General features: G+C 48.8%; 17 protein-coding genes. 13 read left to right on the top strand and 4 right to left on the bottom strand.

Features of this window, described 5'->3' with window-relative positions; genetic code table 11:
- Positions 1-80 precede the first annotated feature (80 nt).
- The 8 genes from AC1S52_RS02020 (at position 81) to AC1S52_RS01985 (ending at position 5,814) form a co-directional block, all read left to right on the top strand.
- A complete protein-coding gene (locus tag AC1S52_RS02020; protein WP_482027373.1) occupies positions 81-956 on the top strand; it encodes an urease accessory protein UreD in 876 nt (291 codons plus the stop codon).
- Positions 953-1,261 (top strand): nucleotidyltransferase family protein, encoded by a 309-nt coding sequence (locus AC1S52_RS02015; RefSeq protein ID WP_482027372.1) that lies wholly within the window; start codon positions 953-955, stop codon positions 1,259-1,261. The genes AC1S52_RS02020 and AC1S52_RS02015 overlap by 4 nt, the downstream gene beginning before the upstream one ends.
- A 19-nt stretch (positions 1,262-1,280) precedes the next feature.
- Entirely contained in the window at positions 1,281-1,595 is a 315-nt protein-coding gene (locus AC1S52_RS02010) for a HepT-like ribonuclease domain-containing protein (RefSeq protein ID WP_482027371.1), read from the top strand.
- A 2-nt stretch (positions 1,596-1,597) separates the two neighbouring features.
- Complete coding sequence (gene ureA, locus AC1S52_RS02005; RefSeq protein WP_223049564.1) at positions 1,598-1,900, top strand: urease subunit gamma; 303 nt, start codon at positions 1,598-1,600, stop codon at positions 1,898-1,900.
- A 23-nt stretch (positions 1,901-1,923) separates the two neighbouring features.
- Positions 1,924-2,502 carry a hypothetical protein gene (locus AC1S52_RS02000; RefSeq protein ID WP_482027370.1) on the top strand — a complete coding sequence of 193 codons (579 nt, stop codon included), beginning with the start codon at positions 1,924-1,926 and terminating at the stop codon, positions 2,500-2,502.
- A gap of 73 nt (positions 2,503-2,575) precedes the next feature.
- Positions 2,576-3,178: a glutathione S-transferase family protein gene (locus AC1S52_RS01995; protein WP_482027369.1), complete on the top strand. Its 603-nt coding sequence runs from the start codon at positions 2,576-2,578 to the stop codon at positions 3,176-3,178.
- Between the two features lie 21 nt (positions 3,179-3,199).
- Positions 3,200-3,517 carry an urease subunit beta gene (locus tag AC1S52_RS01990; RefSeq protein WP_482027368.1) on the top strand — a complete coding sequence of 106 codons (318 nt, stop codon included), beginning with the start codon at positions 3,200-3,202 and terminating at the stop codon, positions 3,515-3,517.
- A 605-nt stretch (positions 3,518-4,122) separates the two neighbouring features.
- Entirely contained in the window at positions 4,123-5,814 is a 1,692-nt protein-coding gene (locus AC1S52_RS01985; protein ID WP_482027367.1) for a potassium channel family protein, read from the top strand.
- A gap of 132 nt (positions 5,815-5,946) precedes the next feature.
- Here AC1S52_RS01985 and AC1S52_RS01980 read toward each other — a convergent pair whose 3' ends face one another.
- The 3 genes from AC1S52_RS01980 to AC1S52_RS01970 form a co-directional block, all read right to left on the bottom strand.
- Entirely contained in the window at positions 5,947-6,909 is a 963-nt protein-coding gene (locus AC1S52_RS01980) for a DUF4351 domain-containing protein (RefSeq protein WP_482027366.1), read from the bottom strand.
- Between the two features lie 117 nt (positions 6,910-7,026).
- Positions 7,027-7,818 carry a 5'/3'-nucleotidase SurE gene (gene surE / locus AC1S52_RS01975; protein ID WP_482027365.1) on the bottom strand — a complete coding sequence of 264 codons (792 nt, stop codon included), beginning with the start codon at positions 7,816-7,818 and terminating at the stop codon, positions 7,027-7,029.
- Between the two features lie 119 nt (positions 7,819-7,937).
- Positions 7,938-8,792 carry a carbohydrate ABC transporter permease gene (locus AC1S52_RS01970; protein ID WP_482027364.1) on the bottom strand — a complete coding sequence of 285 codons (855 nt, stop codon included), beginning with the start codon at positions 8,790-8,792 and terminating at the stop codon, positions 7,938-7,940.
- A gap of 240 nt (positions 8,793-9,032) precedes the next feature.
- Here AC1S52_RS01970 and AC1S52_RS01965 point away from each other — a divergent pair, with 240 nt between their 5' ends.
- From AC1S52_RS01965 to folE, 5 genes are all read left to right on the top strand, one after another.
- Positions 9,033-9,728, top strand: a complete 696-nt coding sequence (locus AC1S52_RS01965; RefSeq protein ID WP_482027363.1) for an aldehyde oxygenase (deformylating) — start codon at positions 9,033-9,035, stop codon at positions 9,726-9,728.
- A 244-nt stretch (positions 9,729-9,972) separates the two neighbouring features.
- Positions 9,973-11,013, top strand: a complete 1,041-nt coding sequence (locus AC1S52_RS01960) for a long-chain acyl-[acyl-carrier-protein] reductase (RefSeq protein WP_482027362.1) — start codon at positions 9,973-9,975, stop codon at positions 11,011-11,013.
- 99 nt (positions 11,014-11,112) lie between these two features.
- Positions 11,113-12,093 carry an acetyl-CoA carboxylase carboxyltransferase subunit alpha gene (locus AC1S52_RS01955; RefSeq protein ID WP_482027361.1) on the top strand — a complete coding sequence of 327 codons (981 nt, stop codon included), beginning with the start codon at positions 11,113-11,115 and terminating at the stop codon, positions 12,091-12,093.
- A 449-nt stretch (positions 12,094-12,542) separates the two neighbouring features.
- Positions 12,543-13,268, top strand: coding sequence for an SDR family oxidoreductase (locus AC1S52_RS01950; RefSeq protein ID WP_482027360.1), 726 nt, complete (start codon positions 12,543-12,545; stop codon positions 13,266-13,268).
- A 135-nt stretch (positions 13,269-13,403) separates the two neighbouring features.
- Positions 13,404-14,108: a GTP cyclohydrolase I FolE gene (gene folE / locus AC1S52_RS01945; protein WP_482027359.1), complete on the top strand. Its 705-nt coding sequence runs from the start codon at positions 13,404-13,406 to the stop codon at positions 14,106-14,108.
- Between the two features lie 148 nt (positions 14,109-14,256).
- Here the strand turns inward: folE and AC1S52_RS01940 are convergent, their stop codons facing one another.
- Complete coding sequence (locus tag AC1S52_RS01940; protein ID WP_482027358.1) at positions 14,257-14,910, bottom strand: HEAT repeat domain-containing protein; 654 nt, start codon at positions 14,908-14,910, stop codon at positions 14,257-14,259.
- Positions 14,911-15,134: the final 224 nt, after the last annotated feature.

Here is a 15,134-nt window from a genome sequence, read left to right as displayed (position 1 = left end):
ATTCTTACAAAAGGTTTTCTGTTTTCCCCAAATTTGTGTCCCCAATGGTATTTTGACTACGAAATAATTGTTTAGATTCTGTGCAGTTAGCTAGTTCTTCCCAGGGTTTGCCAGAGTCTCGCGGTTGGCATGGCAACTTACAGCTTGTCTTTGCGAGTCAAAATGAAGCAACCCAACTGATCCACGAACAGGTGCAGGCACCCCTCAAGGTTCAGCGACCGTTTTACCCAGAGGGGGCAGACGTTTGCCATAGTGCCATCTTGCATACGGCAGGCGGGATTGTGGGGGGCGATCGCCTCTCGCTTCAGGTACAGCTACAACCCAATGCCCATGCGCTACTGACCACGGTTGCCGCCGCTAAAATTTACCGCAGCAATGGGTTAGAAGCGACTCAAACAATCCAGCTAGACGTTGCCGCTGGTGCCTGTCTGGAATGGTTGCCGCTGGAAACGATTGTATTTAATCAGGCAATCTATCGGCAGAATATTCGGGTAGAATTGGCTCCCGGTGCAACGTGGTTAGGATGGGACATGACCCGGTTTGGGCGGAGTGCCAGAGGGGAAAAATTTTTGGCAGGGAACTGGCGATCGCATACCGAAATCTGGCAACAGGGAAAACCGTTGTGGATTGACCGCCAGTGGCTTCCCGGCAGCGAGGAAGTTTTCCACAGTCCCCACGGGTTAGCAGGATGTCCAATTGTTGCAAGTTTTGCGTTTGTGGGGCGATCGGTGGAACCTGATCTGGTTGAAAAAGCCCGCAGCCTCTGGCAGGGAAGTTCTGGCGAAATCGGTGTTACTCGCTTAGTGTCAGGTTTACTCTGCCGCTATCGGGGTAGTTCTACAATGGAGGCGCGTCAGTGGTTGATTGCCGTCTGGCATCTGGTCCGAACTCATTATTTGCATCGACCTGCTTGCATTCCCCGCGTCTGGCAACTGGAGCAAAGGTATCCATTATGAACCGTACCCTCCCAATTGAACTGCCCTTTGCCCAAATTGAAGCGTTTTGCCGCCGCTATCCAATTCGTAAACTCTCCTTGTTTGGCTCCATTTTGCGGGATGACTTCAAGCCAGAAAGTGATGTGGACATGCTGGTCGAATTTACTCCAGGTGCGAAAATTGGTTACTTTGAATTGGTGAGAATGGAGATTGATTTGACTGAAATCGTCGGTCGTAAGGTTGATTTGAGAACGCCGATGGAACTGAGTCAGTACTTTCGACAAAGAGTTCTGGATGAGGCTGAGACAATTTATCTACTTGGATGATTCAAGTCATCTGAAACATATGCGGGATGCCGCTCAGAAAGCGATTCAATTTACTCAAGGTAAAACCCGAAACGATTTAGAATCAGACGAAATGCTGGCACTGAGTTTGGTCAAATGCATTGAAATTCTGGGCGAAACAGCCTCTAGAATTACGTGGGAAAAACAGCATCAATTCTCCCAGATTCCCTGGACTGAAATTATTGGGATGAGAAACCGATTAGTTCATGCTTATTTTCAGATCAATTTTGATGTTGTCTGGGATACTGTTACTCGAAACCTGCCTGCAATTCTGCCGGAGCTTGAGAAGATGATCGCTGATGAGGAGGAGAACTGACTATGCAACTGACCCCGCAGGAAAAAGACAAATTACTGATCTTTACCGCTGCGCTCCTGGCAGAACGCCGCAAGGAACGGGGCGTGAAACTCAATTACCCGGAGGCGATCGCCTATATCACCGCTGCCATTCTGGAAGGGGCAAGGGATGGTCGCAGTGTGGCTGATTTAATGAGCTATGGTACTACGCTGCTGAAGCGAACCGATGTAATGGAAGGCATTCCCGAAATGATCCATGAAGTGCAGGTAGAAGCGACTTTTCCCGATGGAACCAAGCTAGTTACGGTGCATAACCCAATTCGTTAAGGGCAATTCGTTAAGGCTTCAAGATGGGATCTGGATTAACAGCAACGATTATTTCGGCGGCGATCGCGACTGTATTTGCGGCGGTTGGTTGGGTCGTCAATCACATTTTAACTGGCTATCGCGATAGACAAAATCAACAGTCCACCGCTTCCCTCAAACACATTGAACGGCAGCTTGAGGAATTATACGGACCATTGGCTTTTCTAACCTGGGAAGGTCGGCGCACCTACGAGGACTTGAAGGAAATCCTGGAACGCGGTCATTCTGAGAACATCTTTCCTTTAAGAAATGAACAGGAACGAGATACCTGGCTGTTTTGGTTGGAAAAGGATCTTTTTCCCCGCCATAACAAAGTCCAGGAGTTACTGATGTCAAAAACCCATTTGATTGAAGGCTCCAAGATGCCAGATAGTTACATTAAGTTTCTGGACTATCACAACGCTCTAAAAATCGATCACCTGCGATGGCAAGAACAAGGGATTGAATATCCTCCGAAACCCAGAGTTTCATTTCCTTACGAATTTGAAAATGACACGCTATCCGCGTTTGAAAGCTTGAAAAAACAACATGCCCGCTATCTCAAAAAACTATCTCAGAAGTAACGCATTAGACGTGATTTTTCCGAATGGCACCAAGCTTGTCGCTGTTTGCAATTCAACTCTGTAGGCTGGTGATATGTATTGCCTCTATGATTTTTTGCCTTCAGGTAATGGTTACAAGGTTCGCCTTCTACTCACTCAATTGAGGATTCCGTTTGAACGGATTGAAGTCAATATTTTGAAAGGAGAAACCCGTACACCTGAGTTTTTAGCCAAAAATGCGAATGGGCGAATTCCACTCCTGGAAATTGAGCCAGATGTTTTCTTGTCTGAGTCGAATGCAATTCTAATTTATTTAAGTGAAGGAACTTCTTACTTACCCAGCGATCGCCTGGAACGAGCGTATGTGATGCAATGGTTGTTCTTTGAACAATACAGCCATGAACCCTACATTGCCACTTCCCGATTTTGGCTATCTCACGGTATGGCAGCGCAAAAGCAGCAAGCGTTAGCAGAAAAGCAAGCACCCGGTTATGCCGCGTTAGGTGTGATGGAACAGCGGCTCAAAGACCATCCATTTTTGGTGGGCGATCGCTATACCATTGCCGATATTGCTTTATTTGCCTACACTCATGTCGCAGATGAAGGTAACTTTGATCTCAGTTCCTTTGCCGCGATTCAAGCCTGGATTCAGCGAGTACAGGCACAACCTGATTACATTCCAATTACCCAACCATAAAACCAACGGAGAAAACAACAAATGATTCCTGGTGAAATGTTGATCCATGAGGGCGAAATTGAACTGAATGCCGGACGGGAAACCGTGACACTGACCGTTGCCAATACGGGCGATCGTCCAATCCAGGTTGGTTCCCATTTTCATTTTTACGAAGTCAACGCTGCCCTTGAGTTTGACCGGGAACAAGCCAGAGGTTTTCGTCTGAATATTCCAGCGGGAACGGCAGTGCGCTTTGAACCGGGAGATGAAAAAGCAGTGACACTGGTTGCTTTAGTGGGGAGTCGGGAGGTGTATGGCTTGAATAACAAAGTGGGGGGTGCTCTGGATAGCGAACATTAAACAGGCAACAAGCAAGAACCAGCAGAAGCTACGCTGATGACTTGTGAAGTATACATTAGTGGCATGTTGCAATGTTTATTGCTCTATATTCCTCAAAATCTAATTCGGAGATGGTCAGTCAGATTTTATTTAGGTTGCCAGACTCAAGGATGGTTTGGCATTTTGAAAGTTTTGCTTTACACATTTGGTTGGCATTCTGTTTGGCGATCGCACGATGATTCATGTCTAAAAACTGAAAGTTTAGGTTTTTGAGACTTTCTACTTTGCAGGAGTTAGTTATCTTTACTAACTAAACGCGATAGAACCAACTCCATTCTCATGAGCTTTCAGGAAGCTACTAATCTGGCTCTTCTGCTAATCCTACAGGCTCACACTTCTATGCCGAAGACTAATAGCAACCGTTTTTCCGTCAGGGCTAAAGGCAGCAGATATAGTTGGAGGAATCTCAACAGGTCTATCAATTAGCCCGCCCCATTTTTCTTTCCTCTCCCCTTTCTTGCTCCTAATTCTTTCCCAATAGTGCTTTCAGCTACAGTCATCTGGTCAGACTCATTCAAAAATAAAGGATTATCGACTGCCGGTTGGCTCTGAGCTTTCTTTACCCCATGAAACCTCGAATCATTGTTTGCGGCTTGGGTCCCACTGGGTACGCAATCCTGCGGTTACTGCGGCAACAGGGGGCGCAGGTTGTTGGCATTAACGATCAATCCCTCTCCGGTGACAACGGGGATATAATTGTTGGCGATATGAGATCAGCGGCGACGCTCATAGCCGCCGGTATTCGAGAGGCGCAGACCATTGTTCTGGCAAGTAGCGAAGATGGGCTGAACCTGGCTGTACTGATGCAAGCGCGTATATTGAATCCCCGCGTTCGGATTGTCAATCGTTTGTTCAATACGAGTTTAGGGGATCGGCTCGATAATACCCTGCCTGACCACATCACGATGAGTGTTGCGGCATTGGCGGCTCCAATTTTTGCTTTCTCAGCCATGGGGAATGCGGCGATTGGGCAACTGCGGCTGTTCAATCAGACTTGGCCCATCCATGAAGAGTACATTACGACTGATCATCCCTGGGTAAGGCGGAAGTTGAGCGATCTCTGGGACGATCGCGAGCGCATGTTGATCTACTATTTACCCGTTGACGAACACATTGATCTGGTGACGGCTGTAATGCGGGGAATGTGGCTGCAACCCGGCGATCGCCTGATTGTGGGAACGAAACCGGGGGTGCGTCAAAGTAAGCGATCGCTGACCCAACGGTTGGCTAAATTGCCCACTGCCCTCAAGTACCTGCGGCAACACAGTCAGGCGCTCCTGATCAGTACTCTGTTGCTGCTGGTCACCATTAGTATTGGCACCCTCACCTATCTCACCTCCATCCTGCAAACCTCTCCCATTGATGCCCTCTACTTTGCCGTTAGTTTGATTACCGGCGCAGGCGATAATTTGATTGCGGTTGAACATCTGCCCGATCATCTAAAGCTATTCACCATTTTTGTCATGTTGGTTGGGGCAGCAGTCATTGGGCTTTCCTATGCCCTGCTGAATGATTTTATCCTGGGTACCCGGTTTGATCGGTTTTGGGAGGTGGCGCGGATTCCCCAGAAAGGGCACTTTATTGTTTGTGGTCTGGGGGGTGTGGGGGTGCAGATTGTCAATCACCTCTATAGCTGTGGGCATGAAGTGGTGGTGATTGAACAAGATGCCAACTGTCGCTTTCTCACAACTGTACGGTCGATGAAAGTTCCAGTGGTTCAGGGGGATGCCAGTCTTCCGGCAACCCTGAAAGCGGCAAACTTTGATCAGGCTCAGGGAATTCTGGCGGTCACCAGTAATGACACGGCAAACCTGGAAATTGCTCTAAATGCCAAAGGCTTGAACCCAAAAATATCGGCGATCGTGCGCTATCAGGATCCAGAATTTGCCCACATGGCGCAGCGGGTATTTGAATTTGAAGCAGTGCTGAGTCCAGCCGAATTGGTTGCTCCAGCCTTTGCGGCGGCGGCTCTAGGGGGACGCATCTTAGGCAATGGCATGGCGGCAGATAGTCTCTGGGTTGCCCTCGCAACCGTCATCACACCGGGTCATCCCTTCTGTGGTCGGCGGGTACAGGATGTGGCAATGGAGGTGGATTGTGTGCCGATGTATGTCGTCACTCGCTGTCAGACGGTTCACGGTTGGGATTTGCTGAATGTCTGTTTGAGTGCTGGGGATGTCCTGTATTTGACGATGCCTGCTGGACAGCTACAGTTGTTGTGGCGATCGGTGCCGTCGCAGTATATGACTTCGGCGTGAAGGGTGAGGGGAGAAAGTGCTCATTGTGGATAGGGTAATTTCGTTATGATGACAAGCGATCGCCCTGACAAAGAAGTATCTAGGCGAGAGGCGATCCTGCATTAGGAGATGAGATCGCAGTGCAGCCCTCAGCTAATGGCTTTCTAGCCAAATCTCCAGTTCGGCAAGGGTGGAGAAATTCAGCAGAGCGATCGCCAGTGCCTCTAGCTGGGTCAGGCTCAACTGGTAAATGCGATCGCGGATGTCATCCGGTAACTGCCCAACTCGTCGCTCCAACAGCAGCAGAATCAGCGATCGCTGCCCTTCTTGCTGTCCTTGTTGCCGCCCTTGTTGGATGCCACGCTCAAAGCCAATTTCTTCCACGCTTGTGATGTAGGGCACCTTGCGTTCCTCCTCGTAAGCCTTCAACTCTAACCAGAATGCTTGCTTTAACCCCTCTGGCAAAATCATAACCCAATCAATGAACTTGAACAGATTCACCACGTCCCGACGGCTGTAGCCCGCTTCATACAAGCGCCGAACCAGGCTCAGTTTCCACTCCTTACGCTGGCTGGCATGACGCTTCGTTTCCTGTGCCTTCAAATGCGCCATCACTACCGTGGCAAAGGGATTAGGGCTGACTTCTAAGGTTGCCCATTGGGCCTGGTAGTCGAGGAGTTTGACGGTGTCGAACTGAAACGACAGATGTGTGCCGGGATAGCTGAACTCATAACGGTTCGGTCGCCAATCTGCCCTGGCATCACACAAGATGGCTAAACTGACCGCAGGCTGGCGAAATCGATCAAAGATCCGCAGGGCATAAACAAACATCCGTTCGGCAAAATTAGCTTCTGGTTTGGCTTGCACCTCGACATGCAGCAGTAAGAACAGTTCCTTCCCTCGTTTACGCCAAACTTTGACCAGCAGATCAGCATAGCGTTTGCCCGTTTCCGTATCGGGGGCAATCTGCTGGAATTCTTTGTCCAGAAACTCTGGTGGTTGCTTCCAGTCAATCAAGGGATGCAAGTCAGGGAAGAAAAAGGCGATCGATTCCTGAAAGTAGAGGCGCAAAATGTCCTTCCAGGGAGAGTCTTGGTCTGAGCGTGGTATGGACATTGGCAATCAACCATTCGTCCCAGGAGAGTAGGTGTTTTGTATGGGGTGGACGCTCCTTCACGCTGGCTCAACAGGGCTGGAGCATGGGAGGGAGTGCGATGCTAAGGAGAGGCTCCCTCACTCCACCAAAAACCGATACTGCTGTAAACTTCCGATTCCCGTGCCTGAAGTCAGGTTGTACTGTAAAGGAGTAATCGTGATGTAGTTGTCTCGGATTGCTTGTACATCTGTGGGGGCTTGCTCTGCCAGGTCTGAGGTTTCTTCCACGTCTTCTAATAGTTCGCCAGCCAGCCAGTAGTAGGTTTTGCCGCGCGGGTCAATCCGCTTTTCAAACACATCTACATACCGTCGAATGCCCTGGCGGGTGATAGTGACTCCCGCGATCGCCCCTGCCTCCACCGCTGGCACATTTACATTCAGCAGCAATAGCTCGGAAAGAGGCTGCTGAGCAAACTGGTCAACCAGGGATACGGCAAAGGCAGCAGCGGGTTCAAAGTCACGGGATATAAAACTACACAGGCTGAAGGCAATACTGGGAATTCCCTCAATCAAACCTTCCATTGCAGCGGAAACGGTTCCAGAGTAGAGGACATCCGTACCCAGGTTAGAGCCGTGGTTGATACCAGCCAGCACCAGATCGGGGGGACTGTCTAACAATGCCCAAAGCGCCAGCTTGACACAATCCGCCGGAGTGCCAGAACATGCCCAGGCTTTGACTGCTGGATGAAATAGAGACTCCACAACCTCTGCCCGGATTGGTTGATGCAGGGTCAGCCCATGCCCTGTCGCCGATCGCTCCTGGTCAGGGCAGACTACGGTTACCTCATGTCCTGCTTCCGCTAAACGGTTCGCCAGTGAACGAAGCCCCAAAGCAGAAACACCATCATCATTACTAATCAGTAGCTTCATCCGTTACTAACAGCCAACCACTTACAACCAACCACTCTAACCCCTTCCCCCTTTCCTACGACCTTTATTCTGCCCTGGGGATCTCTACCACCTGACCTCTGACTCCTGACCCCTACCACCTAATTCTTAATCCCAGTCGTCGCAATACCTCGAATAAACTGGCGTTGCCCCAACAGGAAGAGTAAAACAACCGGAACGGTGGCAATTACCACAGCCGCCATCATCAGCGACCAGCTATTGGTAAACTGTTCCTGAAACTCTGCTAGGGCAAGCTGGACTGTTCTTAGCTCTGGTCGGGTGGTAAAGACTAGAGGCTTAAACAGGTCATTCCACTCCCCAATAAACGTAAACAGAAATAGTGTCACCAGCGCCGGACGTGCTAGAGGTAACATGACTCGCCACAGAATTTGCAGTCGGTTCGCCCCATCGATCGCGGCGGATTCCTCCAGTTCAACCGGAATCGTTTGAAAATATTGGGTCATCAAAAAGATGCTGAACCCATTCACAGCAGTGGGCAAAATCAAGGCAGCATAGGTGTTGATCAGGTGCCCCCACTTCAGCACCAGGAAAATTGGGATGACCAGCATTTGAAAGGGAATCACCAGCGTTGCCAGAACAATCAGCAAAATCGCTTTCCTACCCCGAAACCGAAGCCGCGCCAGGGCATAACCTGCCAGGGCTGAAGTAATCATTTGAAACCCGGTGACGGCGATCGCAACCAGGGCTGAGTTAGCAAAGGCAACCAAAAAATTTCCTTTGGACCAGGCATTCTGATAATTCTGCAAGGTCCAGCCTGTTTTTGGCATTCCGGGAATTACTTCGGGTAATGAAAAAGAGGTAACGATCACAACGACCAGGGGCAGCAATACCAAGCCAGCCCCAATAGTCAGTAGCGTCAAGCTAAGTAGGGACGATCGGTTAAACTGAATTCTCTGGCTAGCGAAGGGAGTAGAACCAGGTTGAGTTTCAGGCATGGTCGGTAACTTGACAATTAAGGAGGGAGAGAAAATATTCAGTCAGGAAACCCTAAGTTCTTAAGTTTGGAAATCGTGGCTGAATCTTGAGCTGGTTAGTCGATTTCCTTCATGTAACGAGCTAAAGTGATACAAGTATGAGTTTGACATCTTTCAGTTAAAGACACCCCCTTTATCCTGAACCTACTGTCCTAGCGCCGAGTTGGGTATCGGCTATATTTGTGAGGAGATAAGAGACCTATGCCGCAGCTTGAGGCTACAGCAGCGATCGACTTCCAGAGTGAAACCTACAAAGATGCCTACAGTCGAATTAATGCGATCGTAATTGAAGGTGAACAAGAGGCAAACGAGAACTACCTGAAGCTGGCAGAGTTGCTGCCAGAAAGTAAAGATAGCCTACTCAATCTGGCAAAGATGGAGAGCCGTCACAAAAAGGGATTTGAAGCCTGTGGGCGGAATTTGAGCGTAACACCAGATATGGAGTTTGCCCGTCAGTTTTTCTCCCGGTTACATCAAAACTTTCAGGATGCCGCTGCTCAGAACAAGGTTGTGACTTGTCTGTTAATTCAATCTCTGGTGATCGAATGCTTTGCGATCGCCGCTTACAACATCTATATCCCTGTCGCGGATGACTTTGCCCGCAAAATCACCGAAGGGGTTGTCAAAGATGAGTATAGTCACCTCAACTTTGGAGAAGAATGGCTAAAAGCCAACTACGAATCTTCAAAAGAGGAGTTAGAAATCGCTAATCGCCAGAATTTGCCGATTGTCTGGCAAATGCTCAACCAGGTGGAAGACGATGCCCGCGTTCTTGGTATGGAAAAAGATGCACTGGTTGAAGATTTCATGATCGAATACGGCCAGGCATTAGGCAATATCGGATTTAGCAATCGCGATGTCATGCGCCTATCTGCGATGGGGCTGGCAACCATCTGATCAATGGGTTTATGGGGACGGGGTTGCGTGGAGTCTTCCACGCACAGTGTTATTTATGCTAGTGAAAAGCTCGTCCTCAGCTTGTATCAAGCCAATTAATCATTCCTATCAGAAGTTCATATCATTGCTCATCCCAGATTTGGGAATGGATTGGTAGCTTTAGGTACTATCCCTTCCGTTTTTATGACGTTTGCTCTTCATACACCTTGCTTCAATCCATTCCATACAATTTATAGAGTTGTCCATGTTCGGTCTAATCGGTCATCTTACCAGCCTGGAACATGCCCAGGCAGTTGCTAAGGAATTAGGTTATCCAGAGTACGCGGATCAAGGACTGGATTTTTGGTGCAGCGCACCGCCACAAATCGTTGACACCATCAAAGTAACAAGCCTTACGGGTCAAATCATTGAAGGTAAATACGTCGAGTCATGTTTTTTACCAGAAATGTTGGCTGCTCGACGGATTAAAGCCGCGACTCGCAAGGTAATTAATGCAATGGCACACGCTCAGAAGCATGGTATCAACATCACAGCTTTGGGCGGGTTTTCATCGATTATTTTTGAGAATTTCAATCTGGAGCAGATCAAGCAAGTTCGCAATGTAATTCTAGACTTTCAACGATTCACAACCGGCAATACCCACACGGCTTACATCATTTGCCGTCAAGTCGAGCACGCAGCCAAGCAGCTAGGAATTGACCTCTCCAAGGCAACCGTTGCCGTTTGTGGAGCTACTGGAGACATTGGCAGTGCGGTCTGCCGCTGGTTAAATGAACGGACCGATGTGGCAGACCTATTGCTGATTGCTCGCAACCAGGAGCGGCTAAAAGCGCTGGAAGAGGAACTGGGACGGGGCAAAATTATGGAGTTAGCTGAGGCGCTGCCGCAGGCAGACATTATTGTATGGGTTGCCAGTATGCCCAAAGGAGTTGAAATTGATCCTTCTGCCCTGAAGCACCCTTGCTTATTGATTGATGGTGGTTATCCCAAAAATTTAGCGACCAAAATCCATCATCCTCAGGTGCATGTTTTGAATGGTGGCATTGTGGAACATTCTCTGGATATCGACTGGAAAATCATGACCATCGTCAATATGAATGTGCCCGCTCGCCAGTTGTTTGCTTGCTTTGCAGAATCTATGCTGCTGGAGTTTGAAAAGTGGCACACCAATTTTTCTTGGGGACGGAATCGGATTACGGCTGAAAAAATGGAGCAGATTGGTGGAGCATCGGTCAAACATGGGTTTAGACCTCTATTGCTGGAGGAACATCAAGTCAGGAGTTAGCCCTTAGAGCGTGGAGTGTCTCCACAACCTCTTAAAATGACAATGGTGTGAATGTGCTGTATTTTCACTCCTCGCTCCTGATTTCTAAATTCCCCCACTATGGCAACGACCGAACGCAAACCGATTCTTCTTGATTTTGAAAAACCACTGGCAGAACTAGAGGCACGGATTACCCAGATTCGTGAACTTGCTGAAGAAAATGACGTCGATGTCTCCGATGAGATTCAGCAGCTTGAGTCACGGGCAATGGAACTTCGGCAAGAAATTTTTAGTAGCCTGTCTCCTTCCCAGCGGCTTCAAGTCGCCCGTCATCCTCGCCGTCCCAGTACGCTTGACTATATTCAGGCAATCAGCGATGAGTGGATCGAAATGCACGGCGATCGCGGTGGCTTTGATGATCCCGCAGTCGTAGGTGGGGTTGCCCGTTTGGCGGGTCGTCCGGTGATGATGCTGGGTCAGCAGAAAGGACGGGATACGAAAGACAATATTGCGCGCAAATTTGGCATGGCATCACCCGGAGGATACCGCAAAGCGATCCGCTTGATGGATCATGCCAATCGATTTGGAATGCCGATTCTGACGTTCATTGACACTCCGGCTGCCTGGGCAGGATTGGAAGCCGAGGAGTTTGGGCAAGGAGAGGCGATCGCCTACAACCTGCGCGAGATGTTTCGATTTGAGGTGCCCATCATCTGTACCGTGATTGGGGAAGGTGGTTCTGGGGGGGCATTGGGCATTGGTGTCGGCGATCGCCTGTTGATGCTGGAACATGCGGTCTACAGCGTTGCACCACCAGAAGCCTGCGCAGCTATCCTGTGGCGGGATGCCGGGAAAGCCTCTCAAGCAGCCGAAGCATTGAAGATTACAGCTCCAGACTTAAAGCAACTGGGCATTATTGATGAGATTTTGCCGGAACCAGTTGGGGGTGCTCACTCTGACCCGCTGAAAACCACCGAAATTTTGCGTGAGGCACTACTGCGGCACCTGAACGATTTGACCCAGATAACAGGACAACAGCGGCGAGATCTGCGGTATCAAAAATTCAGGGTGATGGGGATTTTTAGCGAACTTTCTGCATGAGTATAGTTCGCCATCTTGTTCACTTCCCTGCCAAAACAGAAAATCTGAGTGATATAATAGTTTTGTAACAAATGTTCACAATCTATGATGGCTGATGGTTCGTTTGTGGTTGTTGCTAGTGTTCTGTCAAGAATTATTTTGTAGGTTGGAAAACCCCAAAATAATAATCCTTTTCGATCCCAGACTCACAAACATAAGGTTGATGAACCGCTAGTTTAATGCAGGCTTTATACCTATGTCATTTTTATTGAATCTTGTGAACGGCGAATCCGCCAGCCAGCAATCTGATTGCCAAGGATTGAACGGGGTTTTTTGTGAGCAATTTTCTCAGATTTTAATCTCCCATTCATCAGCTTCTTTTAGGTTTAAGTTCGGTCTAGTTTGTTAGCGATGTCCACCGCGATCGCAAGACTCAGAACATTTCAGGCTTTAGGACCTTAATTTGTTTCATGACTTCCCAACCAGAACAGCGTGCTCTCATTACTGGAGCCAGCAGTGGAATTGGCAGGGCAACTGCCCTTGCGTTTGCCCAGGCTGGAATTCATCTGGCACTCGTTAGCCGCACCCAATCCAAGCTGGATGCTGTTGCTCGTGAAGTGTCTGACTTTGGGGTAGAGGTCAAGGTCTATCCTCTTGATCTGTCTCAGGTGGCTCAGGTGAAGGATCGAGTGGGGGCGATCGCTGCCGATTTCGGTGCAGTCGATGTTTTAGTGAATTGTGCCGGTATGGGCTATACAGGTTCCCTGGCAGAGACTTCTTTACAGGACTGGCAACGGGTTATTGACCTCAACCTGACCAGTGTTTTTCAGTGCATTCAAGGCGTTTTGCCTGGAATGCGTCAGCAACAGCGAGGCATCATTGTTAATGTTGCCTCCGTTGCTGGACACCAGGTTTTTCCTGATTGGGGAGCCTACTGTGTCAGCAAGTTTGGTCTGGTCGCCCTCTCCAAAACCCTGGCAGTAGAAGAACGCGCCCACGGCATTAGGGTTGTGACCCTTTCTCCTGGTTCGGTCAATACAGAGATTTGGGATTCTGATACAGTCCATGCTGATTTTGACCGCACTCTCATGTTGACGCCTGAAATTGTCGCTCAGTCAATTCTTTATACTGTTCGGTTACCTGAACAGGCGGTCATTGAAGAACTGCGGCTAATGCCCAATGTGGGTACGTTTTAGAGTTTTCTGGTGTTTCTACCTGTTCCCTTTCGGCTTTGCCAAATCTCATCCACTTTCGGCTCTGCCGAATCTCATCCACTTTCGGCTCTGCCGTAGCTTGTCTATTTGTTCACGCACCCCTACCTTTGAATTACCATGACTACCGCTTCTGCTAACGGTTTCAACGGCTCCCAACCCTCTTCTATGAAAGCTTCAGCCCTTGAGACCCGCCCCGATCGCAACACTTTGAATGGGCAGCAAGAACCCAAGCTCCAAAGACCTCCTGAAGAAATCCAGGATGACATGGTAGATGCTGTAAGGACTCTTCTATTGGGAGTTGGCGAGGATCCAGAGCGGGAAGGCTTACTCAAAACACCCAAACGAGTCGCAGAGGCAATGCGATTTCTGACCAGCGGTTATCAGCAGTCCCTGGAAGAAATTGTGAACGGCGCAATTTTTGACGAAGGACACAACGAAATGGTGCTGGTGCGTGACATTAACGCCTTCAGCCTCTGCGAACACCACATGTTGCCCTTCATGGGTAAAGTCCATGTGGCTTATATCCCGAACCAAAAGGTTGTGGGGTTGAGTAAACTGGCACGCATTGTTGAGATGTATTCTCGTCGGCTTCAGGTACAGGAACGTCTGACGCGCCAAATTGCTGAGGCAGTGCAAGAAATTCTTGAGCCTCAAGGGGTTGCAGTCGTGATGGAAGCTACCCACATGTGTATGGTGATGCGCGGTGTGCAAAAGCCTGGTTCTTGGACTGTGACCAGTGCAATGGTTGGGGCGTTTCAGGAAGACCAAAGAACCCGCGAAGAGTTCTTGAACTTGATTCGTCACCAACCTGCGTTTTGGTAGATGGTGCTGAAAGCAGTATGAATTGGAACGAAATTTCAATTCATACAACTCTCAATTCATATCCACAATCAGCAACGCCTTTTCTAAAACGGCGGAGTAAATAGCCCTCCAGACCTCCGAGGTTTTTAAAAACTTCGGAGGTCTAAGCCTATTTTTTCTTATTGCTTTTTTTGGAAATGCTTTTTGCCCCTCCAAAACCACGGGCAGGTTGGACAATGGGCTTGGCAGCTTTCTCTTTTAGTTTTTCTGCATCTAGCGCTGTGCGGAGTTCGTAAACTTCTGAGCGACTAATCATACCCAGATCGTACTGGATATCAATCCAGTCTCCGGCAATGCTTAAATCGACTCGTTTGGCAGCAAATGCCCGTTTCATGACGGGTGCTGATTCTACAGCTTTAAGGTCAAGCAGGTAACTGACCAGAAAACCATTAATTTCCGGGCTTGTTTTCGTGAACTGCTCAAGCTGTTGGGTCAGGACAGCTACACAGTCTGACCGAGCACCGGGATTCAATGTACCGATTTTCTCCAGGCAGTGTCCTGAGACAATACGGGAAAAGGGAAGGTGAGATGAGTCTGCCAAAAAGGTTTGAAGGGCAGGAATCGCTGGTGCCCCAATCATTCCAAAGACAACTGGAATTTCTTCGTTAAACCAGTCGTCTTCGCTCATTTCATCAAACATCTCAAGCAGGGGAGCGATCGCTGCCTCCGCCTTCAGTTGCCCTAATGCTCGCCATGCATGGGTGGGTGCCCATACTTCCAAACTCTCCGGTCCAGAACAGTTCAAGTCCTCATCGGTTACCATTCGGATCAAGTCAGGAATATGTTCTGATTCCAGACCAAACTTTTCTACATAGTTGATCCAGTCACGCTTTAGCTTGCACTCACCTATAGAGAGGAATTGATCGATGGGGGCTGAAAAATGGCTTCAGTCATGGCGGTTTAAAGATCGATATAGAATGGGAAGTTCGTTTTCCTAAAAGTTTGGCATCAGGCACTCCAGGTTTCAAGCAAAGTTTTTTTTGGGTT

The organism is Kovacikia sp. CALU 1929 (assembly GCF_056784235.1).
Note: the sequence above shows the minus strand (reverse complement) of the source record. Positions and strands in the feature narration are given on the sequence as shown.

Coding starts and splice junctions, on each gene's coding strand:
- AC1S52_RS01940 (WP_482027358.1), bottom strand. CDS start 14,910: ATGGTAACCGATGAGGACTTGAACTGTTCTGGACCGGAGAGTTTGGAA.
- AC1S52_RS01985 (WP_482027367.1), top strand. CDS start 4,123: ATGAAACCTCGAATCATTGTTTGCGGCTTGGGTCCCACTGGGTACGCA.
- AC1S52_RS01960 (WP_482027362.1), top strand. CDS start 9,973: ATGTTCGGTCTAATCGGTCATCTTACCAGCCTGGAACATGCCCAGGCA.
- AC1S52_RS01995 (WP_482027369.1), top strand. CDS start 2,576: ATGTATTGCCTCTATGATTTTTTGCCTTCAGGTAATGGTTACAAGGTT.
- AC1S52_RS01965 (WP_482027363.1), top strand. CDS start 9,033: ATGCCGCAGCTTGAGGCTACAGCAGCGATCGACTTCCAGAGTGAAACC.
- AC1S52_RS01970 (WP_482027364.1), bottom strand. CDS start 8,792: ATGCCTGAAACTCAACCTGGTTCTACTCCCTTCGCTAGCCAGAGAATT.
- AC1S52_RS02015 (WP_482027372.1), top strand. CDS start 953: ATGAACCGTACCCTCCCAATTGAACTGCCCTTTGCCCAAATTGAAGCG.
- folE (WP_482027359.1), top strand. CDS start 13,404: ATGACTACCGCTTCTGCTAACGGTTTCAACGGCTCCCAACCCTCTTCT.
- AC1S52_RS02010 (WP_482027371.1), top strand. CDS start 1,281: ATGCGGGATGCCGCTCAGAAAGCGATTCAATTTACTCAAGGTAAAACC.
- surE (WP_482027365.1), bottom strand. CDS start 7,818: ATGAAGCTACTGATTAGTAATGATGATGGTGTTTCTGCTTTGGGGCTT.
- AC1S52_RS01990 (WP_482027368.1), top strand. CDS start 3,200: ATGATTCCTGGTGAAATGTTGATCCATGAGGGCGAAATTGAACTGAAT.
- ureA (WP_223049564.1), top strand. CDS start 1,598: ATGCAACTGACCCCGCAGGAAAAAGACAAATTACTGATCTTTACCGCT.
- AC1S52_RS01955 (WP_482027361.1), top strand. CDS start 11,113: ATGGCAACGACCGAACGCAAACCGATTCTTCTTGATTTTGAAAAACCA.
- AC1S52_RS01950 (WP_482027360.1), top strand. CDS start 12,543: ATGACTTCCCAACCAGAACAGCGTGCTCTCATTACTGGAGCCAGCAGT.
- AC1S52_RS01980 (WP_482027366.1), bottom strand. CDS start 6,909: ATGTCCATACCACGCTCAGACCAAGACTCTCCCTGGAAGGACATTTTG.
- AC1S52_RS02000 (WP_482027370.1), top strand. CDS start 1,924: ATGGGATCTGGATTAACAGCAACGATTATTTCGGCGGCGATCGCGACT.